Source organism: Thauera sp. (genome assembly GCF_035444905.1).
Classification (GTDB): domain Bacteria; phylum Pseudomonadota; class Gammaproteobacteria; order Burkholderiales; family Rhodocyclaceae; genus Thauera.
The window spans coordinates 1-22,775 of the sequence record NZ_DAOMPS010000040.1 but is presented as its reverse complement, the minus strand read 5'-3'; the positions used below and the strand labels follow the sequence as shown (position 1 = coordinate 22,775).

The following is a 22,775-nucleotide window of genomic DNA, read 5'->3' as shown; positions in this document are numbered from 1 at the left end:
CGGACGACGCGATCGCCGCCCGCCGGCAGGTCAGGCAGCATGCGTCTGCAGCGGCTGCACCCGCGCCTCGCGGATGGGGAGATTGAGCAGTGCGGCGGCAAGGGCGAGCGCCATGTCCGCGTACCACATCCAAGTGAAGTCACCGAACTCGCTCAACGCAAGACCGCCCAGCCAGGCGCCGAGAAAGCCGCCGATCTGGTGCGACAGCAGCGTCAGCCCGAACAGCGTCGCCAGATAGCGCGTACCGAACAGCTTGCCGACGATCGCCGCTGTCGGCGGCACCGTGGCCAGCCAGGTGAAACCCAGGCCGGCGGCGAACAGGTAGAAGGTCCATTCGGTGGGCGGCATCAGCAGGTACCAGGCGATCAGCAGCGCGCGCGAGCCATACATCAGCGCCAGCACGTGCTTGCTGCGGTAGCGCCCCACCCAGGCGCCGGCGAACAGGCTGCCGAACACGTTGGCCAGCCCGATGATGGCCAGCGAGGTGCTGGCCACCCCGGCCGGAAGGCCGCACAGGTCGACCTCACCAGGCAGATGCGTGACCAGGAAGGCGATGTGAAAGCCGCAGGTGAAGAACCCGGCGTGCAGGAGCAGGTAGCTCCGGTCCTTCAGCGCCGCGCGCACGGCCGGACCGAGGCGCTGCTCGCTCGCCGGCGCCGGCACTTCCGCGGTCGCGGCACCGGGCGCCGTGAGCCGGCCGACCAGCGGCAGCGCGGCCAGCGCCGCCAGCGCCATCGCCCACATTGCACCCATCCAGCCGATCGACTGGATCAGCTTCTGCAATAGCGGCGCGAACACGAACTGGCCGAAGGAGCCGCCGGCGTTGATCACACCCGACGCTGCACCGCGCGCATCGGCCGGCAGGCGCTGCGCCGCGGCCCCGATCAGCACCGAGAAGCTGCCGATCCCCGAGCCCATCGAGGCCAGCAGGCCCAGGCTCACCGCCAGGCCAAAGCCGTCGTCGACGAAGGGCGTCAGCGCGCAACCCACGGCGAGCATCACCAGGCCCACCACCAGCACCACCCGCACCCCGTAGCGATCGGCCAGCGCGCCGGCAACGGGCTGAATCGCCCCCCAACTGAGCTGCCCGATCGCCAGCGCCAGGCTAACGGTGGCCACGCCCATGCCGGTCGCACTGTTGAGCGGGCTGACGAAGAGGCCGAACGACTGGCGCACACCCAACGTGACCATCAGGATGCCGGCGGCAGCCAGGGTGACGACCAGCACATCGGGGCGGCGCAGGGTGTGGAACATGGCGCGAACTTCCGTTTTCGGACGAGCGCGATTGTGTTCGCCCAGGCGGTCGCCGACAAACGATCTATACTGCGCCGTGCAATAGATTTTCTATGCCATGAATCCTTACCCGCCCCTGAAGGCGCTTGTTGCCTTCGACGCTGCGATGCGCACCGGCAGTTTTTCTCTTGCTGCAGCGGAGCTCTTCGTCACCCCCGGTGCCGTCGGCCAGCAGATCCAGAAGCTGGAGGAATGGCTGGGGGCCGCGCTGTTCGTGCGTCAGGTCCGCCAGGTGCAGCCGACCGAGGATGCGCTCGGCTACTGGAAGCGCATCCAGCCCGCGCTGGCGCAGATCGCCGACGCCAGCCACAGGCTCCGCAACCGCCGCAACAGCGCCGTGGTGCTGTCCATGCCGCCCGGCTTTGCCACCAAGTGGTTCGCCAGCCGCATGGCCGGCCTGCTGCGCCGGCATCCCGAGATCGAACTGCACCTCAATGCCACGCCGCAGGTGGTCGACCTCGAGCGCGAATCCATCGACCTCGCCATCCGCTACTTCGACGGCCGCGCCCCAGAGCTCGACGTGACGCTGCTGCTGCAGGACGAGAGCCGCGTCTACGCCAACCCGCGCTACCTCGCCCCGCTCGATCTGCGCGTGCCGGACGACGTGGTTCGCACCACCCTGCTGGTGACGACGCTGCAACCGCACTGGCCCACCTGGCAGGAGCGCTACAGCCGGCTGTCGGCGGCGCAGATCGCTGCCATCCCGCGCATCCACTTCGACCAGAGCCTGATGGCGATCGAGGCCGCGCGCCAGGGACAGGGCCTGGTCATGACCAGTCCGCACCTGGTAGAAGCGGAGCTGGCCGAAGGTTCGCTGGTGGAACCCTTCGTCCATGCGCTGGCGCTGACGCAGGGCTACTACCTGGTGCACCCGCGCAGGGTGCCGTTGCGCCCGGCGGTGGCGACGGTAAAGCAGTGGTTGATCGAGGAGGCGGGCCGTTCGCCTGGGGCAGCCGGGACACCTCCGGAAGCGCCTCGCCCAGAGGGGATGTGAAGCGGGCGTCAATCTGGACAATGAAGGATTGAGGAAAGCGCAGATCCCGTCGATGCCAAAAGACAGCAGAAAAGCGCTGCTACATCACGAAAGCCCCAATTCGGCGAGCGTATCCGGGCCGACCTCGCCGTCCACCACCAGCCCGCGCTCGGCCTGGAAGTGCTTGACCGCGTCGGCCGTCTGCGGCCCATAGATGCCGTCTGCCGTCCCCGGCGCAAAACCGAGCTTCACCAGGCGGCGCTGGATCTTCTCGACCATGTCCGACTTGGTCATCGGCTCAGTCAGGCGCAAGACGCCCGATGGCGCGGTCACCCGAACCGGCTCGCCGGCGCGGAAGTAGCGGATACCAGGGACGAGCACGCCGGTGTCCCAGCGCCGCGCGCTGATCGTGTGGGCGATGACGCCGGTCTTGCTGCTGTGCGCTTCCACGGTGCCGCCGCTGCCATCGCAGAACACGATGTGGCCGACCGCCCCGGGCTGCGGAAAGCGCAGCAGGACGGCACCTGGAATCACTGCGGCCTCAGCCACGCGCACCGTGCATCCAGCGGCGCGCGCCTGCTGCGCCCAGAACCCGGTGAAGGCATCCGCACGCACGGGGTCGTTGCGCGGTTGCGTGCCGAACAGGATTCCCGAACTCTGGAACACGCACCAGGACACGAACTCGGCGCAGTCCCACGGTCCCTTCCAGCCAGCGTTGGCCATCGGTGCACGCGCACCCAGCTTGTAAGCCTCGCCGATATGCCGCCGCGCGAGGGCGAGCACATCCTCGCCGCTCACTTCGCGACCAGCGCGACGGACGATCGGTGCAAGCAGCGCACTCGGCCGCTCGCCAGGTGCGGCGACGGATGGTGTCGCCGCGAAGGGCATGTCGTCCGCGAACGGCATGTCGTCCGCGAATGACATGTCCTCCGCAAACGGCACTTGAGGCGTCGCGGGGGGCGGAGTCTTGCGCGCACGGCCACCTTCGGCCTCGCCATTGGCCTTCGCCGGGCTTCGGGATTTCTTCGCCATGTGGCCTCCTCGCTGCATGCCGTGCCGGGCAAAACCGCAGGCCCATCAGCGGGCGCGCGTCCTTCGCTGTGCGGCTTCAAGTGCCGCACAGCGCTCCTCACTGCGCTTGGCCAGCGCCGCCCGCCGCGCCGCCCTGTTGCGCCTGCAGCTCGCGCGCGACCACCGCCTTGACCCCCTCGGTCAGCCGCCGCGCGGCCATGCCAGTGGTGAAGAAGCGCTGCAGCCCGAACTGCACTGTCTCGGTTGCAGTGTCGACCTTGAACTGGCCGAAGACCGAAAGCGCGTCGTCCTCGTAGTCGGGTTCGGGCCCTTCCCCGCCATGGCGACCGCCCAGCCGTGCGGACGAACCATCCGCAGAGCGGATCATGACCGGCACGAAGGCGATGTCGCGGCCGGAATAGCCCAGGCTGAACTGCACGCCCTGCTCGGCCACCGATGTCGAGAGGCCGATGCCCAGGGTATTGGTCTGCGCAAAGACGAGGGGTGGCACATAGACGAGGCTCGCCGAGTTCGATTGCGGCGCGCCCGCCGCGCCACGCCGTTCGGAGTCGTCCTCGGCGGCCTGCGCCTTGCCGTCCTTCGCGTCGCCATCCCGCGTCCCGGATGTCGCTGCCGCTCCGGCAGGGCCGCGCGACGCAGGTGAGTCCTCGGCCGGTGCCTTGCGGCCCTTGGGCCGGCCGGCCCATCCGTCACGGTAAGCTTCGGCCAGGTTCGTCGCGGCGAGGCCGGTCGCAAAGAAGCGCCCGAGCGCCACCTTTCGCGTGCCGGAGCCACTGCCTGCAGCGTGGGCGCCCTGGCCTTCGAACTGGCCGAACACCGACAACGCGTCCTTGTCCCATGTGGTGCCCGCGCCATCCTGCGTGCGCGCCGTGACGGCCTGCCCCCTGCCCTGGTTGACCGCTCCGACCGGCACGACGGCCACGTCCTGGTCCTTGTAGCCCAGCGTGAAGTCCATCCCCTGGGTGGCCGCACCGGTGCCGAGGCCGAGCCCCATCACGACCTGCTCGCCGAAGAAAAGCGGCGGTGCTGGTGCGCTGGTGCATGCACAGAGGATGAGCGGAGCGGCGCACACAAGCCCTTTCGCAAGCGGACACATCGGATCGATCTCCTGTTTGCCCCTAGGGTGCCGAGGCGACGCACAGTCCCGCGCTGTCGCTCGCCAACTGACGGGCTGCGTCGAGCTCCTCGCGGGTGAGGACCCAGACCACCACCCGGCACTCATCGTCGAGTGCCGCCCAGCTCTGGCGCGCATACCCCGCCGTCCAGCCGAACGGACTGCGCGACAACCCGAACGAGCGCAGCTCGGCCACATAGGACGAAGTCGCGTCCGGCAGCTCCACCGCGAGCACGCCCCAATGCCGCTCCATCCTGACGGCATTGGGGTCGAGCGTGGATTCGATCCGCACGGTCGTGCACGCGGCCAGCGCGAGTACCGCACCCATTACCCCAAGCGCGGCGCGCAAGCGGCTCGTGCGGACCCATGCGGCATCCATCGATGTTGCACCTCGTAGTCCGCGGTCGGGGAGCGCCTTTCGTCATATGACCGATGACGACGCGCCTGATGAGTCTGGTCTAGCACAGGGCGCATCATTTGCAAGCTGCCGCATTCGGACCGCATCGCCTTGCCGCCACTGCGGGCGCGCGCAGCGCGGAACAGGGCTCGGTGTCAACCCGATACGCCGCCCGCGCCGCCCGACTTCATCTGCACCATGACGACGTAGGTCGGGGGTTCACCCCCCGGCGCCGCTCAGCCACAGGAAGCCGCTGATGGTGAAGAAGGAGCTCACCGTGGTCGCCACCAGTGCCGCCGCACACAGCCCCTCGTGGCCGTACTTTTGCGCCAGGATCGGATACACGCTCATCATCGGCATGCAGGCATTGAGGACCGCCGCGGTACTCAAGGCCTCGCCCGCGGCCGGGAAGGCGAGGAAGGCGAGATAGACGCCGAGCGGGTGCAGCAGCAGCTTGCCCGCGACGATGAGGCCGATATCGCCGGCGGCAATTCGCACCTTGAGCCCGGCCAGGGTGCCGCCGATGTAGAACAGCGCCACCGGCGCCGCGGTGCTGCCCAGCAGCTCCACCGCGCGCGCAACGGGCACCGGCAGCGCCAAGCCCAGCGCCGAACACGCAAGGCCGGCGAGGATGGCGAGGATCATCGGGTTTCGCGCCAGGCTCAACACGATCCCCCTGAGCACCACCGGCCAGCGCCCGCCACCCCCGCCCCCGAGCTCGGCCAGCGCCAGCAGCAGCGGGAACATGATCAGCGCCTCGACCAGCGCATACACCGCCAGCGCCGCGCTCGCGGTATCGGGCGACAGTTGCCGGGCGATCGGAAAGCCGATGAAGGCGCTGTTCGACACCGACATGCCCAGCGCCAGCACCGCCGCCATCTGCAGCTTGCGCCGCAGCGCCGTCATCGCCAGCGCCACCACGCCGCCTGCCACCAGCAGCGAGCCGAGCGCATAGGGCAGCAGCAGGTCGAGGCGGACGGTCTGGGCGAGCGCCCCCGACGACACTGCCCCAAACAACAGCGCGGGCAGCGCAAAATTGATCACGAAGACGCCCAGCGCACGCATGTCGGTCGGCACCAGCACGCGCAGCCGCACCGCGGCGAAGCCGACGGCAATGAGGATGAAGATCGGGCCGGTAATGGCGAGGATGGCGAGCATGGGGGACGTCTGCGTCTTGAAGAAAAGGCGGGATCGATGACATCCCCTAACAACCGCAGACCTAACTCTACAGGCACAAGATTGACGCCGACGACCGGGGCCGATTTAATACCAGTTATTAACTAATAGTGATTGGGTCGCCGTCATGCCAACCAGTGTTGCCTTGGGTACTCATTTCGAGCGCTTCGTGCGAGAGCAGGTGCAAGCGGGCCGCTTCAACAATGCAAGTGAAGTGGTCCGTGCCGGCTTGCGTCTGCTGGAGGAAGGCGAACAGCGCCGGCAACTCGAACTCGACGCCCTTCGGGCTGCGATCGCGGCTGGCCGGGCGAGCGGCGAACCCAAGGCTGCCGACGTAGTGTTCGATCGCCTCGAGGCCAAATACGCCGACTAGGGACGCTGATGCGTCTGCGCTTGACGCCACTGGCCGAACAGGATCTCGAATCCATCGCCGATTACGTCGCCACTGACAATCCGCGTCGGGCGATCACCTTCGTGCAGGCGTTGCGCCAGCACTGCCAGCGGATTCTGCTCAATCCACCGGGCTACCGTCTGCGACCGGAACTGGGTGACGCCATCCGCTCCTTCGCGCATGGGAACTACGTGATCGTCCTCGAGGCCACCGCCACGGACGTACTCGTGGTGCGCATCCTGCACGGAGCGCGGGACTTTCCGCCCAGTTTGCAGCCGACGCAGGACGTTTCGAGGGTCACGACACGCACGAGTCGTAGCGCGCTGCGCCCGCCTCCATGCTCCCGTGTCATCCCGCCCCCCAATGTCAGCCGCAGCCGGACTGGCCTACGCTGCCCTGAGGGTGGCGGCCGGACTGCCATGCCCGCCGTTCCCGTTCCCATACCCTCTGTTCATCTCATCGCCTCCTGGGCAAGCAGCTCGTCAAGCAGTGCGTCCAGGTCTGCGAGCGTCTGCGCATCGTCGCGACCCAGGCCGATCTGGTAGCGGCCGTTCACGAAAAGCGCGGGCACGGCGTCGAGCCGGTACAGACGGCTTGCGTCGCGGGCCTGATCCAGTGTCGCCTTCATAGGGCTGCCGAAAGCAGCGCGCGCCTTGCCCTCCGCCACGCCGTTCGCCGTGGCAAGGGCGACGAACTCCTCGACTGTCCAAGAGCGGAAGCGCCCGCCACGGACCGCTTCGAACATCTTGCCGTCGAGCGCATCGGCCACGCCCAGGGCCTTGAGGGCGTAATACGCTCTCGCCATCTCCGTGTTCACTCCAGCGCTCCAGATGGCGGGAATGCGGTACACGAACACCCCACGCCGGTCACTCCAGGCCTTGATGAAGGTGCCAGTTTCGGCGCATTTCGCGCAGCCGTACACGAAGAAATACACCACGCGCGGCGAGCCGTCGGCGGACGTCGAAGCGGGTGGCGGTGCATCGAGCTCGCTGCACGATAGATTCGGATTCTCGAGCTTGGGACAGGTACGCAGTTCGGCGCGCAGTTTCCGCATGCGAAGCTTGAGGTCCTCGAGATGAGCGTCGGTGGCCGCCAGGGCCTGCTTGCACCAGTCCTCCACGCAGCCCTTCTTCACCGCCTGGGGCGCGGGATCGGGGCGTTCGAGCGCGGCCCGGGCGTCCGCGATGCCGGCTTGCGCCGCCGCGGCGAGCAGCGCGCGCCCGCGCGGGATGTCCTGCGCAATGCCCTGCCCGGCGCGCAGGCGCTCGCCAGCGAGAAACTGGGCGTATGCGTCGCCACGTTCGGCCGCGGCGAGAAACATCGTCGTTGCCGCGGCGAGATCCCTCGGCCCGCCGCGGCCGTGCTCGTGCATGAAACCGCGCAGCGAGTAGGCGAACACGTCGTCCTGCGCGATGCCGGCCTCCAGGGCTTCGATCGCCGCGCGATCGCCATCCGCGCTCTGGTCCTGCAGCACGAGGTCTGCCCACAGCGCGTGCGCGGGCGCATGGCCGGCGTCCGCCGCGCGACGGAACCAGCGCCGCGCCTCGGCCTCATTCCTCGCCACCCCTTGCCCATCGCGCAGGGCGAGGCCGAGCAGCGCCATTGCGGCCGGCGAGCCGGCCTCCGCGGCCTTGCGCGCAAACGGATAGGCGCGGGCGGGGTCGGCTGGAACGCCCAGGCCGTGATAGTGCACTGCCCCGATCACATGGCCGGCTTCGGGCACGCCCTGGCGCATGGCCGATTCAGCCTCGCGGATGGCGAGTGCGCTGTCGGCGGCCATGCCCCAGCCGTTGGCGGCAAGGCGCGCGACGAGGTAGTGGCCGAAGCCCCCGCCGTCCTCAGCGCGCATCCTCGCATAGGCGGCAAACGCCTGGGCACTGGCCTCATCGCCAAGGTCCGCGCGCTTGAGCCGCGGAACGTGGGCTCCCAGCCCGGCGAGCGTCGCAGTACGCAGCGGCGGCGGCAGGTCGGCCACGGGGCTGAACACGGTGGCGCGCAGATCCTGGCGGGCGGCCAGCGTGGCGAGAAAGGCGAGCACCCGGCTTTCGTCGGTTGCTTCCAGCGCAAAGCCCCCAGTGACCCGGCTCGTCGCCGCCAATCCGTGCCGTCCGCCCAGCGCGATCACCGCCGCCTGGTCTGCGGGCGGCGCCAGCGCGACCATCCGCCCGGCGTCGAAACGCACCACGGCATAGCCTTGTCCCGGGACAGCGGCGATCTGCCAGTACAGCGCGTAATGATCGGCGTCCAGGGGCACGAAACGCACATGTGCTGGCGGCAGCGCAGCCGTCTCGCCGTCGGGCAGCACGGTGAACTTCTCCACGACGTAGCTTGTCGGGCCGGTGCCGAAGAAGCGCAGATAAACGTCTCCGCCCTTGACGGGGTCGAGCCGCGCGTGAAGCACTGTCCGATCAGCGATCGGGGCGACCGCACCCGGGTGCGCGGGGCGATAGCCAGCGGGCAGGTCGAACCCGTCGAGCAGGCAGCCTGTCAGCAGGAGCGACAGCATGAGCGTCAGCAACCAGCGTTTCATGTTTCGCCCCTTCGCGAGCATCTCCCTCGGTTGAACATAGGAAGCGAAACCAGGCCTGTCCAGCGCTCTCAAGCACGCGAGACCCTTGCAGATCGAGGCCGAACGGAAACGCCGGCCCCGAAAAAAATAAGCATCAAGCCGCCCGGATCCACTCCGCGATCGTCCCGGCAGTCGGAATCCGCCCCGACGACACCAGCTTGTCTTTGATCACCAGGCCGGGCGTCTTGAGCACGTCATAGGCGACGATCTGGCCCATGTCGGTCACCTTGAGCACCTCCGCCTCCACGCCGGTGGCAGCCACCGCCTCGTGCACGATTTCTTCCAGCTTGCGGCAGTTGGCGCAGCCGGGGCCGAGAACCTTGATGCTGAGCATGATCAGACTCCTTTGAGTGAGGACGCGGTGCTGCGGCGGCTGGCAATCGACAGCAGCGCCGCCAGAAACACGATGAAGCCCGCGAGGTAGAGCGCGAGCATGAGCAGCGCGGCGCCATCGATCCAGGCGCCGTAGATGAGGCCCGCAGCCGCGCTGAAGAGCGCGACCAGGCCGACATAGGTGAAGGTCTTCCTGCGGCCGATGATCGCCGAGATGATCAGGATGCTCTGCAGCGACAGCTCGGGGTCGGACATCAGGTAGGCGAGCAGCGGGCCGCGGTGCATGCCGAGCTCGAGGAACATCTTGGCAATCGGCACCTCGACCAGGGTCGGGAAGTACATGAACACGCCGAAGGCGACCCCCGCCAGGTTGCCGGTGAGCGAGTTGGTGCCGGCGAGCATCTCGATCCATTCCGGGCGGATCAGCACGCGGATCATGCCGACGATGAACACGCCCACCACCAGCAGCGGGAAGATCTGCTTGACGAAGCGCCAGGACTCCCACAACCAGTCGCGCAGCTCGTCCTCGCTCAGGCGGTGGCGCACGATGAAGTGCAACACCGCGAGCGCGGCAGCCACGCCGACGAACTTGCCGGTCAGGCCGATGCGCAGTCCGCCTTCCACCGGCTGCACCGAGAGCGCGGCCACCAGCAGCGTCGCCGCGATCAGTGCGAGGCTCGTCCAGGTCCATGCGTTGGCGCCGTCGGCGATGTTTTCCAGCCCGCGCCAGGCCGCAAAGCCGATCGCCGCCAGCAACGCGATCAGCACCACGCCCTGCACCGACACGCCCTCCTCGCCCTTGGCCGCGTCGTAGGGCACCAGGCGGTCGAGCATAGCCTGCCAGCCCTGGGCGTCGGCGAGCGATAGCTCAAAGTTGAGGTAGGTCCCGGTGAGCACGTCGAGCTTCAGCGTGCCGGCCAGCAGCAGCGCCACCCACACGAACAGGAACACCAGCGCCATCCGCCCCATGCCCGCGCCCTGCGCGCCGAAGGCGCTGTCGGTGGCGAGGTCGTGCGCGGCGTCGTCCGCGCGGAACAGCAGCGCCATGATCAGGCCGATGCCGATGCCGAAGGTGAGCGACAGCAGGAAGCGCGCGATGGCCAGGTCCGGCCCGATGATGCCGCCGGTGTAGACCAGCGCCAGGATGTTGGCCGCCGGGGCGAAGAACAGGAAGGTGATCGCCGGTCCGAGGCCCGCGCCCTTCTTGTAGATGCCGGCGAAGAGCGGAACGATGGTGCAGGAGCACACTGCCAGCAAGGAACCCGCGGCGGCAGCGGCCGGGTAGGACACCGCCTTGCTCGAGTTGCGACCGAGGAAGCGGGTGATGGTCTCCTTCGGGATCAACGCCGACATCGCACCGGCAATGAAGAAGGCCGGCAGCAGGCATAGCAGCACATGGGCGGCGAGATAGGCGGCGAGGTTGCCCACGCCGCCGTGGAGGACGGGCAGCGCCCAGGAAAGCACCATCTCCATCGCACGCCCTGCAGCACGGAAGTCCTTATTGTGCGCCCTTGCGCCTCAGATTGCCGCCTGCCGCGCAGCCGGAGACGCAAACCAGTGCTTCGTGCGGTTGACGATGGCCACCAGCGACAACATCACCGGCACCTCGACCAGCACGCCGACCACGGTCGCCAGCGCCGCCCCCGAATTGAGCCCGAACAGCGAGATCGCCACCGCCACCGCCAGCTCGAAGAAGTTCGAGGTGCCGATCAGGCAGGCCGGGCCGGCGACATTGTGCGGCAGCTTCATCGCCTTCGCGGCGACATAGGCGATGAGGAAGATGCCGTAGGTCTGCAGCATCAACGGCACCGCGATCATCGCGATCACCAGCGGCTTGTCGATGATGGTGTTGGCCTGGAAGCCGAACAGCAGCACCACGGTGGCGATCAGGCCGACGATGGACCAGGGCTTGAGGCGCGCGACGAGTTCCGCAACCGCGGTCGGCGAGCGCCGCTCCAGCGTGTGGCGTGTTGCCATGCCGGCGGCGAGCGGCAGCACCACGTAGAGCACGGTCGACAGCAGCAGCGTCTCCCACGGCACGGTGATGTTGGTCACCCCAAGCAGGAAGGCGGCGATCGGCGCGAAGGCGAAGATCATGATGATGTCGTTCACCGACACCTGCACCAGGGTGTAGTTGGCGTCGCCCCTCACCAGCTGGCTCCACACGAAGACCATCGCGGTGCATGGCGCCACGCCGAGCAGGATCATGCCGGCGATGTACTCGCTGGCCGATTGCGGATCGACCCAGGGCGCGAACAGATGGTGGAAGAACAGCACGCCGAGCGCCGCCATCGTGAAGGGCTTGATCAGCCAGTTCACCACCAGGGTGAGGATCAGGCCCTGAGGCTTCTTGCCCACATCGCGTACGGCGTGCCAGTCGATCTGGATCATCATCGGGTAGATCATCACCCAGATGAACACGGCGACGACCAGGTTGACCTGGGCGAACTCGAGGCCGGCGATGGCCTGGAAAGCCCCCGGCGCGAGCAGCCCCAGCCCCACGCCGGCGAGGATCCCCAGCCCGACCCAGATCGTCAGGTAGCGTTCGAACAGCCCCATCTCAAGCCTCCAACTTCAGTTCAGCAGTTCAGTCCCGAGGCACAGGCGTCGACGCCACACAGCTCGGGCATGCCGCCGCAGCACTCCTCAGTGAGGTAGGCAATCAGTTCGCGCATCAGCGCCATGTTGGCGCGGTAGCGCTGGAAGCGGCCTTCCTGTTCCGCCGACACCAGGCCGGCGTGGGTCAGCGTCTTGAGGTGGAAGGACAGGTTGGTGGGCGGGACGTCGAGCGCGGCCGACAATTCGCCGGCCACCATGCCTGCTGGGCCGACGCGCACCAGCAGGCGGAAGACGTCGAGGCGGATCCCGGAGGACAGCGCCTCGAAGATGGGCAGTGCAGTGTTCTTTTCCATGATCGTCCTCCAGGCCGACGGCTCAGGGCTCCACCTGAGCGGCATCCTGACGCACCAGCGGCAGGGCCAGCGTCGCCAGCCAGCACAACAACAGCATCAGCGCCGAGCCGATCAGCGCATACAGCAGCCCGCCCCATTGGTACAGCAGGCCCGACAGCAGCGTGCCGATGAAGCGCCCCAGCGCGTTGGCCGCGTAGTAGAAGCCGACATCCTCGGCCGCCTTCTCCGAGCCTGCATAGGCCAGTACCAGGTAGGAATGCACCGAGGAATTGACCGCGAAGGCGAAGCCGAACAGCCCCAGCCCGCCGACCACCACCCACTCCAGATTCGGCACCTGCAGCCACACCGCCATTGCCAGCGCGGCGGGAATCACCGCCAGCAGCACCGACCACAGGCGCGCGGCCGGCACCTCGCGGCTGAGGCCGTCGGCGCTGCGGCGCACGATGTGTGGCGCCAGTGCCTGCACCAGGCCGTAACCGATGGTCCACGCGGCCAGGAAAGTCCCGACCATCGTGAAAGTCCAGCCGGCCGAATACAGGAACACCGGCACACCGACCACGAACCACACGTCGCGCGCGCCGAACAGCACGACCCGCGCCGCCGCCAGCGCGTTGATGCCGGGGTTCTTGGCGAACAGCTCGCGCACCGAGCGCGAGGCCTTCTTCCTGCCCATCATCGCCGGCAGCGATGTCGCCACCCCGATCAGCACCAGCGCGAGCAGCCCCGCCATCGCCCACAGCGCGCCGCGAAAGCCCAGCGTCTCGAGCAGCACGCCGCCGAGAAAGAAGCCGATACCCTTCATCGCGTTCTTGCTGCCGGTGAACCACGCCACCCACTTGAAGAGCTGGCCCTGACTTCCCGCCTGGGACGCGGCCTTCGCCTCCGCTTGCGTGATCTTGATCGCCGACTTGCTGGCGGTCTTGGTCAGGTCCTTGGCCACGCCGCAGATGCCCTGTGCCACCACCACCCAGGCCACAGCCATCGCCGCGGTCCAACCGGGGTCGAGCAGCGACAGCAGCACGAAGCCCACGATCTGCGTCACCAGCCCGACCGCCAGCATGCGCGCGATACCGAAGTGCGTCGCCAGCCAGCCACCGACAAGGTTGGCCAGCACGCCCGCCGCCTCGTAGAGCAGGAACAGGAAGGCGAGCGTGAACGGCGAGTAACCCAGGCGATAGAAATGCAGCAGCACCAGCATGCGCAGCGCGCCGTCGGTGAGCGTGAAGCCCCAGTAGGCGGCGGTGACGATGGCGTAGTTGCGCGCGGCGTGCCCCACCCCGGCGGCGGGCGCCGCGGGTTTGGGGGGCGCTGCGGGCGCGGGGGGCATCGAGGGCGGGCGGGGTGCTGCGTTCATCATCAAATGCCGACGCTTTCCATGTGGCAGGCCAGGTCGACCATGCGGCAGGCGTAGCCCATCTCGTTGTCGTACCAGGCGTACACCTTCAACAGCGTGCCGTCGGTGACCATCGTCGACAGCGCATCGACGATCGAACTGCGCGTGTCGCGGGCGTAATCGACGCTGACCAGCGGGCGCTCCTCGTAACCGAGGATGCCGGCGAGCGGGCCTTCGGCCGCGGCCTTGAACAAGGCGTTCACCTCCTCCGCCGTGGTCTCGCGCTGCAGCTCGAACACGCAGTCGGTCAGCGAGGCGTTCAACACCGGTGCGCGCACCGCGTGGCCGTTGAGCTTGCCCTTCAGTTCCGGGTAGATCAGCGCGATCGCGGTGGCGCTGCCGGTGGTGGTGGGCGCCAGGCTCAGCAGCGAGCTGCGCGCGCGGCGCAGATCCTTGTGCGGGGCGTCGACCACCAGGTTGGTGTTGGTGGGGTCGTGGATGGTGGTGATCTGGCCGTGGCGGATGCCCAGGTTCTCGTGCACCACCTTGACCACCGGCGCCAGGCAGTTGGTGGTGCATGACGCGGCGGTGACGATGCGGTCGCGCGCCGGATCATAGGCCTCGTGGTTGATGCCGACGACGATGTTGAGCACGCCGCCGGTCTTCACCGGCGCGGCCACGATCACGCGCTTGGCGCCGCGGTCGAGGTGGCCCTGCAGGGTCTCGGGGCTCAGGAACTTGCCGGTGCATTCCAGCACCACGTCCACGCCCAGCTCGCCCCAGGGGATCTCGGCCGCCGTGGCGTGCGAGGAGAAGGACAGCGAGCGCTCGTCGATGCGGATCGTCCCCTCGCCCTCGGCACGGATGTCGGCGCGCCACTTGCCCTGCACGCTGTCGAAGGCCAGCAGGTGCGCGGTGGCCGCCGCGCCACCCTTCAGTTCGTTGAGGTGCACGACCTCCAGGCGGTTGCCGGCACGTGGATCGTCCGCCTGCCGTTCTGCCGCGCCCATCGCGGCGCGCAGCGCCAGACGGCCGATACGGCCCATGCCATTGATGCCAACCCTCATGTCAGGCTCCGATAGAGTGAGATTTCTAGAAGTCTTGAATTATAGAAGCGCCATTGTGAAGGAAATATGAAGATCGTGCGGCGCCAGCCTGAATGACGTCCCGGCCTGGCGCCCCTATTCCAGCCGCTCGATGATCCGCCAGCCGCGCGCCTCGGCGTGGGCGCGCAGGCCGGGGTCGGGACGGACGGCGATCGGCTCGTCCACCCATTCGAGCAGCGGCAGGTCGCTGCGGGCGTCAGAGTAGAAGACGCGCTGGCGGAAACCGCTGGCGGCGGCGGACGGCTGGCCGTCGGGCGTGCCGGCGGTCTCCGCGGCCTGCGCCCGCAGCCACGCCTGCACGCGCGCCACCTTGGCCGCGCCGTGACACAGCGGGCCGAGGTAGTCGCCCGTGTAGCGGCCGTCGACGCGCACCGGCTCGCTGGCGAGCAGGTGCCCGATGCCGAAGGCGCGCGCGAAAGGGCGGGCGACGATCTCGTTGGTGGTGGTCACGATGCAGCACAGGTGACCGGCCTGCTGGTGGCGCGCAACCAGCTCGCGGCTGGCGGCGGGGAGTTCGGCGCGGATCGCCGCCTCGAAGCGGGCCTGCAAGCCGGGCAGCTCGTCGGACGCGATGGCGAGCAGGTGCTGCGCGGCGAAGCGGTGCAGCACCTCGATCGGCGTGCGGCCGGCGACATAGCCATGGCAGACCTCGAGATAGGCCTCGTCGGTGCCGGGCGCGAGCACGCCCTCCCCGACCATGAAGCGCGCCCAGCGCAGGCCGCTGTCGAAGGGAATCAGCGTGAAATCCAGATCGAACAGCGCGAGATCGAAGGACGCGAGCGTGTCAGCCACGGTCGGCACGTACCGCTGCGGTTGCGGGCGGCGAGACACGGGCCGCCTCGCCCGGCGCCAGCCGCGCCTCGAGCACGCCTCGCAGCGCATTGGTGAGCACGATGCGCTCGGCGCGCAACAGGTCGTCCACGCGCAGAGCCTGCTCGCGCGCCGCCCACTCGGGGTCGTCCAGCAGCGCGGCGCGCATCGTGCCGGGCAGCACGCCACGGCCGACCGGCGGCGTCAGCCATTCGCCATCGATGCGCAGGAAGACGTTGCTGCGCCCGCCCTCGGTGAGCCAGCCGTCGGCATCGAAGAACAAGGTGTCGAAGGCGCCCCGCGCCTGTGCCGCGCGGATGCCGGCGTCGTAGCGGCCACGCAGCGTGGTCTTGTGCGCGAAGAGGCCGTGTGGGTCCTCGATCGGCGCCCCGGCGAGCAGCAGCTCGACCGGCCCGGGCGGCAGCGGCTCGAGCGGCGCCACCACGATCTCGAAGCGGCCGTCCTTGTGCAAGGCCAGCCGCATGCGGCTGGGCTGGCCGGGCGCCAGGCCCGCCACCTGCTGACGCAGCGCGGCGACGATCGCCGCGCGCGGAAAGGCAAAGTGCAGTGCCGCGGCGCTCGCCGCCAGACGGGCGAGGTGGCGCTCGACCTGACGGATGCCGTCCTCGCGCGTCGCGTACATCGTCTCGAACAGGCTGAAGCCGGGGTCGAGCCCGGTCAGGAAGCGCGCCTTGAGCGCGCACTCCTCGAATTCCTCTTCCGCGCGACTATCGATGACGATGCCCGCGCCCACCCCCATGCGGCCGTCGCAACCGGCCCCGTCAGCACGTTGCTGCAGGGTCAGGGTGCGGATGGTGACCGACAGGCAGAAGTCGCCGCAGGCCTGCTCCGGCCTTGCCGGCGGTGCGATCCAGCCAATGCTGCCGGTATAGAGGCCGCGCGGCGTGTTCTCGAGCTCTGCGATCAGCTGCATGGTGCGGTGCTTGGGCGCGCCGGTGATCGAGCCGCAGGGAAAGAGCGCCCGCAGCAGGTCCGCAAAGCCGGTCTCGTCCGGCAGGTCGGCCTCGATCGTCGAGGTCATCTGGAACACGGTCGGGTAGGCCTCGACCGAGAACAGCGCCGGCACGCGCACGCTACCGGTGCGGGCGACGCGGCCGAGATCGTTGCGCAGCAGGTCGACGATCATCAGGTTCTCGGCGCGGTTCTTGGTATCGCCGGCGAGCAGGCGGGCGATCTCGCTGTCGCCCTCGGCCTCGCGCGCGCGCGGCGCGGTGCCCTTCATCGGCTTGGCCATCAGGCGCCCGCCGCTGTTGCGCAGGAAGAGCTCGGGCGAGCACGACAGCACCCAGTCCGGCCCGGTCGTGCCCGGCGGCGGCGCGATCAGGGCGCCAAAAGCCACCGGCTGGCGGGCGCGCAGGCGGCGGTAGAGGCTGAGCGGCGACCCGAAGGTGCGGAAATCCAGCCGGTAGGTGTAGTTGACCTGGTAGGTCTCGCCCTCGCCGATCGCGGCGTGGATGCGGGCGATCGCCTCGCAGAAGGCGTCGTGATCCACCGAGGGACGGATATCGAGTGCGCCCGCCGGCGCCGGGCTGCGCCCATCGCCGCCCTGTCCGCCGCCGGTGTCCGCCTGCTCGCGCGCGACGAGCCAGGCATCGACCGCCTCGGCGCCGAGCAAAGCCATGTGCTCGAACATCAGCACCCGCAGGCTGCCGCCGTGCTCGGGCGCGAGGCGCTCGTGGCCGGCGTGCAGCAGGCGCGCGCCCCACTCGTAGTCGGCCAGCACCACCGCGTGCAGGCCGGCGCGCAGGTCGCGGTCGGCCGCCGCCCACACGGTATCGAGCATGGCGGGCTCGTCACAGCGGTGTTCGCGCACGAAGCCGGTGTAGAGCCGGCTGGTCGGCGCGGCGGCGGTGGCGTGGCAGTCGTCGAGCAGGGCGAAACAGGTCATGGCGAGCAGCTCAGCTCCAGTCGTCCATGTCGTGCTTGATGGTGTGGCGGTTGGCGATCAGCTCTTCGATGCTCGGCTCGTCGTTGAGCGCGCGCTGGATCGCCAGCTTGGTCGCCTCGTAGTTGGTGCGGTACATGTCCTTCTTGTCGAGGTTCGGATCCTTGGCGCAGCGCGGGTCGATCCACACCAGGCTGATGATGCACAGCTCGTTCGCCACCTCGCGCGGGATGATGCCCTCGATCACGCAGTCGATCACCGCATCGGCAGTGGCCGCCTGCACCACGCCACCGAAGAGTTCGATGTTGGCGGAATCCTTGAGCGTGACCTTGGGCACCGTGATCGTGGCCGGGCGCACCATCTGGTTGCAGGCGCGGATCGCGAACATCGCGGTATGGCCCTTGCTCTGCGCCATCATGTTGGCGAAGGCCTGCCCCACCGGGCCGTCCGTGCGGCCGATCAGGATCTCGGGCATGGCGTCGGTGAACTGGCCTTCGGCAGCCAGCACGGTGGCTTCGCCAGCGTGAAAGGTGTAGGACTTGCTCATACGCATGCTTCCTCTTGAGTCAATGAAGTCGGATCGAAAGCGGCCGATGGCCGGGGTCGTGTTTCGGCAGCACCTGCAGGTTGCGCGAGGGCGTCATCAAGGCTGGGCGGCGGCCTCAGTCCGGCAGCAGCCACTCGCCCTTGCCATCCGCCGCCAGGTCGCCGACCAGGCGGCGCGGCGCACATGCCGGCAAGGTGGCGAAGGGGCCGCCATGATAGGCCAGGCTGCGCCGCAGCAATGTCCAGAACACGACGATATCTTGACGCGTCGCGACGAAGGTCGGAGGTGCCGGGGGCTGCGGCCCGGCGAACACCAGCGTGCCGCGGCGCATGCCGTAGCCGCAGTGCGCGCCGACGCGGCCGGCGACCGCGATCGTGCCGGCGACCATGCGCGAGGCCAGGAAGTCGCCCGCTTCGCCATGGATGATCAGGGTGCCGCGCCGCATGCGGTCGCCACCGCGGGCACCCGCCTTGCCGCGCACCACCAGCGTGCCGCCGCGCATGCCGTCCATGCTGCCGGGCAGCGCACCGGCGGCGAAATCGCCAACGTCCCCGGCGACCTCGATCCGCCCGCCCGCCATCTCGCAGCCGGCAAGCTGCCCGGCGTCACCCTGCACGCGGATCTCGCCCGCGCGCAGCGCCAGGCCGAGCCGGTCGCCGACCGCGCCGTCGACGACCAGCACGCCGCCGTCCATGCCCTGGCCAATGCCATCGAAGCGCGACAACTCGCCCTCGAGGCGCAGGGCCGGCGCATCGGCCGATACTTCGGCGACATCGAACAGCTCACCCAGCGCCAGCATCTCGTTGCCGTGGCGCACCTGCAGGCGCGCGACCTCGTCCGCCGCCATGCCGGCCAGCCTCGCCGGCTGCACGCCGCCGAAGTCGACGCGCAAATCCGGCTGCGCCTTCAGGCGCAGGCACCAGCCTCGTGTCGCGCTCATGCCGCGCCCTCCCCGCCGAGCAGCTTGTGCAGATGGAAATGGAAAGGCCCGAGCTTGCCACCGTAGTTGCCGGCGGAGATCCGCGTCACCCCGGCCGCCGCGCCGCGGGCGGCGATGGCCGCGATGCCGGCACGCATCGCGGCCGACACGTCTGCCTCGGTCAGGCCGTCGATGACGATCTCCATCACGCAGCGGGTGTCGGCGTCGAGTTCGCTGTGCTTCGCCAGCGGCGTCAGTGCCGGGCAAAAAGCGTCGTTGGTCGAGGCCATCAGCGCCGGGTACTTGCTGCCTACCTTGGAGCCCGAACGCACCACCCCGCCCGGGAAGGGCATGATCGCGCCGGGCACCGCGCGCATCGCCTCGACCGCAGCTTCGGCGCCGGCCAGCGCCGCATCGGTGTCGCGCGCCAGCAGCAGCAGGTTGCCGCCGCCGACCGCCTTCACCAGCGCGGTGGTTTCCTGGGCGACGAACTCGCCATCCATCACCGGCACCCGCCAGTAGCGCTTGCCATCGATCATCTTCGAGATCTGCCAGCCGTCGCCGAAGAAGCGCAGATTCCTGCCGAGCGCGATCGCCTCACCCTCATCGAGGCCGGCGTAGATCGCGGTCGTCGGGCAGGTCAGCACGCACTGGCCGACGCGGCGCTCGAGCTGCTTGGCGAGTTCCTTGCCCGACATCGAGAACAGCAGCACCGACACGCCCGGCCGGCCGTCCGGCGTTTCGTCCGCGCCCAGCATGCGCTCGATGCCGGCCTCGCAGCCGCAGGCGATCACCGAGGTGGCGAAGCCGGTCATGGAAACCGCCGCATGGCGCGCCCAGGTTTCGTTGTGGGCGGTGATCAGCACGCGCGTGGCCTTCATCGGAAAGGCCTCGGCGAAGGTGTCGTCGATCGTCACGCCGTTGAGCGTCACGCTGCCTGGCGCCGTGTTCATCGCGCTCGTCGTCTCCTGCGGCTTGCTCACAGCGCCCTCCCGCGTCCGTGCACCTTGCACGCCAGCAGCGCGCCGCCGTTGCTGCACGAGCACAGCTCGTCGGTGCCGATCTTCATGTGGCGGTAGCTGATGCTGGCGTGACGGTCGGCCCAGGCCTCGACCGTCTTCTCGATCGCGGGGTCGTAGTCGGCCTCGACGAAGTGCGTGCCACCCACCGGCACCGCCTCGATGCGGCCCTTGCGTGCCACCAGGCGGCCGTCCTTGAACACGTACTCCGGGGTGGCGAACATCGCCTCGCGGTCGGCCTCCTCGCGATACACCGCGATGTCCGCCGCGGCGCCGATGCCGAGCTGGCCGCGGTCGGTGAGCCCGAGCAGGCGCGCCGGCGCGGCGCGGGTCATGATCGCGATCTCGTACAGCGAGAGCTCGCGGCGGATCTCGCGCAGGTCCGCCATCGCCGCCACGTCCGGATGCAGGCGGGCGAGCTGCTCGTCGCGAAAGCTCTTGTCCATCAGCAGCTTGATCAGGTGCGGGTAGCTGGTGAAGGGGCCGCCGTTGGGGTGATCGGTGGTCAGCACCACGCGCCAGGGGTCGTCCATCAGCAGAAAGATCTCCAGCCCGATCGCCCATTGCAGCGCGTTCACATAGCTCTGCTCGCGGTAGCGGAAGGGCACCACGCCGCAGCCGGCGTCGCACTCGATGTCGCCGCCGACGTACTTGCGCGGGCTGCCGAGCTCTGCGTTGGCGAACTGGCGCATGGTGTCGCCGGACGCGGTGACGGTCTGCCCGAAGATGATCTGGCCGACGTCGATGCTGACGTTGGGCGCCGCATTGACGCGCTCGACCAGCTGCCGCGCCGCCGAGGAAAACTTCTTCGGCCCTTCGCGCCCGTAGCTGTGGAACTGGATGTGGGTGAGGTGCCCGGGCAGGCCCTCGAGCGCGTCGATGGTGGCGAGCGTGGAGTCGATGTTGCCCGCCACGCCCAGGTTGCTGGCGTGGATGTGCAGCGGATGCGGCACGCCGAGCTCGGACAGCGCGCGCGCCAGGCTGTGCACCACCTGGCGCGGCGTCACCCGCCAATGCACATGGTCCTCGTCGACGTCGAGCTTGCGTTGGTTGAACTTGAAGGCCGAGATGCCGCCCGGGTTCACCACCTTGACGCCCATCGCCTTGCTGGCGCCGATCGCCCAGCCGACGTAGTCGCGGATGCGCTGCGGGTCCTCGCCGCGCGCCAGCATCTCGAGGAAGAGCTCCTCGTTGCCCAGCATCACGTAGGCGCCGTGGTCCAGGATCGGCGTGTCGCCCATCTCCATGTGCGCCTGGCGCGCGTTGGCGGCCAGCATCGCCGGCTCGAAGGCGGCGGTGTAGCCCATCTGCGCGTAGCGGTAGCCGGTCTCGAGCGTCCCCGGGGTGCAGCAACCGTTGGAGGCAAGCTCGAGCAGGGAGTCGCGCGGGCGGTTCAGGCGGTGGTCCTCGGGCAGCATCATGCGCGCCAGGTTCACCTTGCCACCGCCGATGTGGGTGTGCAGGTCGATGCCGCCCGCCATCACGACGCAGCCGGTGAGGTCGTATTCGGTGTCGACCTTGTCCCCGGGGTGCAGCGCGACGATGCGGCCGTCGCGGATGCCGAGGTCGCGGATCTCGCCGTCGACGCCGTTGGCGGGATCAACGATGCGCCCGCCCTTGAGCCGGATCGTCGTCATTGCGCGCCCTCCTTCGCTGCTGCGCCGCTCGTCAGGCGCGCGACCAGCGCGCGTGCCACCTCGGCCACGGTCGGCAGGTCGTCGTCGCGCACCGCGTGCAGCGGCAGCGACACCACGCTGTCGGCGCGCAACAGATGGCCGTCGGCGTTGATGCCCGGCGTCGCCACCGGGATGAACACGGTGCCCGCCCGCGCGCAGCCCGCCGCGAGCCCCGGGTGGCCGAGCACGATGCGCGGCAGCGCGGTTTCCGGCGGCGGCAGTCCGGGCGTGAAGCTCGCCACCCACAGCAGCAGGTCGACCGCGCCCTCCTCCAGCAGCCGCGCGCTGGCGTACTGAAGCGGATCGTGATGCACGCCCTGCGGCCCCACGCGCGAGCGCAGCGGCAGGCCGGAGAGCCAGCTCATCGCACCGTTGGCGGTCTGCGCGCCGTCGTTGCCACCGAGGGTGAAGGCGCCGGCGCGGGTCTTGCGGTTGAGGTTCATGAGCAGGCGCAGCAAGGCTTCGCCGACCAGCGCGCCGTGCGGCGGCAGGCGGGCAGGTTCCCAGACGATCACGCAATAGCGGGCGCTGCGCATGGCGTCGGCGAGCGCGGAGAGTTCAGAGGAAGCGTCGGCGGACACCCGGCGGCCATCGACCAGCGCCGCCAGCATCGCCACCGCATCGAAGATGTCGCCCGCCGGGCGCACTGCCTCGACCGCGCTCGCCCACGGGATGTCGGCCGCGGTCGGCGTTCCCTCACCGGCCGCGAGAAACACCACCCGGCCGCCCTCGCCGCGCCCATCGGCCGGCGCGCAGCGGCGGAAGAACTCGGGATGGCTAGACACCGCATCGGTGCCGACGCAGACGATCAGGTCCGCGCGGTTACGGATCTCGGCGAGCGTGGTGAACATCTGCCCGCGGTCCTGCAGCATGCGCAGCGCGGGCATCATCGCCTCGCCATGGGCGTGGTCGAGGATCGCGCCGCCGACGTTGGCCAGGCGGTACAGCCCACGCATGCCCTGCACATCGGTGGCCAGCCCGCCGAACAGCGGCAGGCGCGCGGCGGCCAGGCGTTCGGCGGCGGCATCGAGCGCGGCATCGAGGCTCGCACTCGCCCCATCCACCCACGGCGTGACACGCCCCAGGCCATCGAAGGCGGCGAGTCCTGCGCGCGCACGCTGGCAGTCGCTGCCGATCAGTTCCAGCGCGGTCCCTGCACGCACGGCAAAGCCGTCGCACAACAGGCTGCAGAACGGGCAGGTCCAGTTCGCCGGCTGCGCGGCTGCGCCGGACACGGACGCGGAGGGATTCGTTTCGGTCGTCGTACTC

Annotated in this window: 22 protein-coding genes; 3 read left to right on the top strand and 19 right to left on the bottom strand. The window is 69.2% G+C overall.

What is annotated here, in order from left to right:
* Positions 1 to 30: 30 nt before the first annotated feature.
* Positions 31 to 1,254 (bottom strand): MFS transporter, encoded by a 1,224-nt coding sequence (locus PLC66_RS16190; RefSeq protein ID WP_324542254.1) that lies wholly within the window; start codon positions 1,252 to 1,254, stop codon positions 31 to 33.
* A gap of 97 nt (positions 1,255 to 1,351) precedes the next feature.
* Here PLC66_RS16190 and PLC66_RS16185 point away from each other — a divergent pair, with 97 nt between their 5' ends.
* The gene (locus PLC66_RS16185) at positions 1,352 to 2,287 is read left to right on the top strand and encodes a LysR substrate-binding domain-containing protein (protein ID WP_324542252.1); all 936 of its coding nucleotides are present in this window, start codon (positions 1,352 to 1,354) and stop codon (positions 2,285 to 2,287) included.
* Between the two features lie 84 nt (positions 2,288 to 2,371).
* Here the strand turns inward: PLC66_RS16185 and PLC66_RS16180 are convergent, their stop codons facing one another.
* The 4 genes from PLC66_RS16180 to PLC66_RS16165 form a co-directional block, all read right to left on the bottom strand.
* On the bottom strand, positions 2,372 to 3,298 hold the full coding sequence (locus tag PLC66_RS16180; protein ID WP_324542250.1) for a peptidoglycan-binding domain-containing protein: 927 nt from the start codon (positions 3,296 to 3,298) through the stop codon (positions 2,372 to 2,374).
* A gap of 97 nt (positions 3,299 to 3,395) precedes the next feature.
* Positions 3,396 to 4,394 (bottom strand): hypothetical protein, encoded by a 999-nt coding sequence (locus PLC66_RS16175; protein WP_324542248.1) that lies wholly within the window; start codon positions 4,392 to 4,394, stop codon positions 3,396 to 3,398.
* A 22-nt stretch (positions 4,395 to 4,416) separates the two neighbouring features.
* Positions 4,417 to 4,791: a hypothetical protein gene (locus PLC66_RS16170; RefSeq protein ID WP_324542246.1), complete on the bottom strand. Its 375-nt coding sequence runs from the start codon at positions 4,789 to 4,791 to the stop codon at positions 4,417 to 4,419.
* 237 nt (positions 4,792 to 5,028) lie between these two features.
* On the bottom strand, positions 5,029 to 5,967 hold the full coding sequence (locus tag PLC66_RS16165) for an AEC family transporter (RefSeq protein WP_324542244.1): 939 nt from the start codon (positions 5,965 to 5,967) through the stop codon (positions 5,029 to 5,031).
* Between the two features lie 145 nt (positions 5,968 to 6,112).
* Here PLC66_RS16165 and PLC66_RS16160 point away from each other — a divergent pair, with 145 nt between their 5' ends.
* Positions 6,113 to 6,358, top strand: a complete 246-nt coding sequence (locus PLC66_RS16160; RefSeq protein ID WP_324542242.1) for a type II toxin-antitoxin system ParD family antitoxin — start codon at positions 6,113 to 6,115, stop codon at positions 6,356 to 6,358.
* A gap of 8 nt (positions 6,359 to 6,366) precedes the next feature.
* Positions 6,367 to 6,921 carry a type II toxin-antitoxin system RelE/ParE family toxin gene (locus PLC66_RS22925; RefSeq protein WP_503012227.1) on the top strand — a complete coding sequence of 185 codons (555 nt, stop codon included), beginning with the start codon at positions 6,367 to 6,369 and terminating at the stop codon, positions 6,919 to 6,921.
* Here PLC66_RS22925 and PLC66_RS16150 read toward each other — a convergent pair.
* From PLC66_RS16150 to PLC66_RS16085, 14 genes are all read right to left on the bottom strand, one after another.
* Positions 6,828 to 8,906: a hypothetical protein gene (locus PLC66_RS16150; protein ID WP_324542238.1), complete on the bottom strand. Its 2,079-nt coding sequence runs from the start codon at positions 8,904 to 8,906 to the stop codon at positions 6,828 to 6,830. The two genes, PLC66_RS22925 and PLC66_RS16150, sit on opposite strands and share 94 nt — an antisense overlap.
* 133 nt (positions 8,907 to 9,039) lie before the next feature.
* Positions 9,040 to 9,279, bottom strand: coding sequence for a thioredoxin family protein (locus PLC66_RS16145; protein WP_324542236.1), 240 nt, complete (start codon positions 9,277 to 9,279; stop codon positions 9,040 to 9,042).
* A 2-nt stretch (positions 9,280 to 9,281) separates the two neighbouring features.
* Positions 9,282 to 10,751, bottom strand: coding sequence for a permease (locus PLC66_RS16140; protein ID WP_324542234.1), 1,470 nt, complete (start codon positions 10,749 to 10,751; stop codon positions 9,282 to 9,284).
* 45 nt (positions 10,752 to 10,796) lie between these two features.
* Positions 10,797 to 11,837 carry an ACR3 family arsenite efflux transporter gene (arsB, locus tag PLC66_RS16135; RefSeq protein WP_324542232.1) on the bottom strand — a complete coding sequence of 347 codons (1,041 nt, stop codon included), beginning with the start codon at positions 11,835 to 11,837 and terminating at the stop codon, positions 10,797 to 10,799.
* A 20-nt stretch (positions 11,838 to 11,857) separates the two neighbouring features.
* Positions 11,858 to 12,190, bottom strand: coding sequence for an ArsR/SmtB family transcription factor (locus PLC66_RS16130; RefSeq protein ID WP_324542231.1), 333 nt, complete (start codon positions 12,188 to 12,190; stop codon positions 11,858 to 11,860).
* Positions 12,191 to 12,212: 22 nt separating this feature from the next.
* Positions 12,213 to 13,544 carry an organoarsenical effux MFS transporter ArsJ gene (gene arsJ, locus PLC66_RS16125; RefSeq protein WP_503012226.1) on the bottom strand — a complete coding sequence of 444 codons (1,332 nt, stop codon included), beginning with the start codon at positions 13,542 to 13,544 and terminating at the stop codon, positions 12,213 to 12,215.
* A gap of 2 nt (positions 13,545 to 13,546) precedes the next feature.
* A complete protein-coding gene (locus tag PLC66_RS16120) occupies positions 13,547 to 14,590 on the bottom strand; it encodes an ArsJ-associated glyceraldehyde-3-phosphate dehydrogenase (protein WP_324542229.1) in 1,044 nt (347 codons plus the stop codon).
* Between the two features lie 114 nt (positions 14,591 to 14,704).
* On the bottom strand, positions 14,705 to 15,421 hold the full coding sequence (locus PLC66_RS16115) for an HAD family hydrolase (protein WP_324542228.1): 717 nt from the start codon (positions 15,419 to 15,421) through the stop codon (positions 14,705 to 14,707).
* Entirely contained in the window at positions 15,414 to 17,348 is a 1,935-nt protein-coding gene (pabB, locus tag PLC66_RS16110) for an aminodeoxychorismate synthase component I (protein ID WP_324542227.1), read from the bottom strand. Before pabB ends, PLC66_RS16115 begins: the two co-directional genes overlap by 8 nt.
* A gap of 10 nt (positions 17,349 to 17,358) precedes the next feature.
* Complete coding sequence (gene fae / locus PLC66_RS16105; RefSeq protein WP_324542225.1) at positions 17,359 to 17,892, bottom strand: formaldehyde-activating enzyme; 534 nt, start codon at positions 17,890 to 17,892, stop codon at positions 17,359 to 17,361.
* 115 nt (positions 17,893 to 18,007) lie between these two features.
* A complete protein-coding gene (locus PLC66_RS16100) occupies positions 18,008 to 18,832 on the bottom strand; it encodes a formylmethanofuran dehydrogenase subunit C (protein WP_324542223.1) in 825 nt (274 codons plus the stop codon).
* Positions 18,829 to 19,794: a formylmethanofuran--tetrahydromethanopterin N-formyltransferase gene (gene fhcD / locus PLC66_RS16095; protein WP_324542221.1), complete on the bottom strand. Its 966-nt coding sequence runs from the start codon at positions 19,792 to 19,794 to the stop codon at positions 18,829 to 18,831. Before fhcD ends, PLC66_RS16100 begins: the two co-directional genes overlap by 4 nt.
* The gene (locus tag PLC66_RS16090; RefSeq protein WP_324542219.1) at positions 19,791 to 21,467 is read right to left on the bottom strand and encodes a formylmethanofuran dehydrogenase subunit A; all 1,677 of its coding nucleotides are present in this window, start codon (positions 21,465 to 21,467) and stop codon (positions 19,791 to 19,793) included. The genes fhcD and PLC66_RS16090 overlap by 4 nt, the downstream gene beginning before the upstream one ends.
* Positions 21,464 to 22,775, bottom strand: a 1,312-nt coding sequence (locus tag PLC66_RS16085; protein ID WP_324542217.1) for a formylmethanofuran dehydrogenase, incomplete at its 5' end; no start/stop codon positions are given. The genes PLC66_RS16090 and PLC66_RS16085, both read right to left, overlap by 4 nt.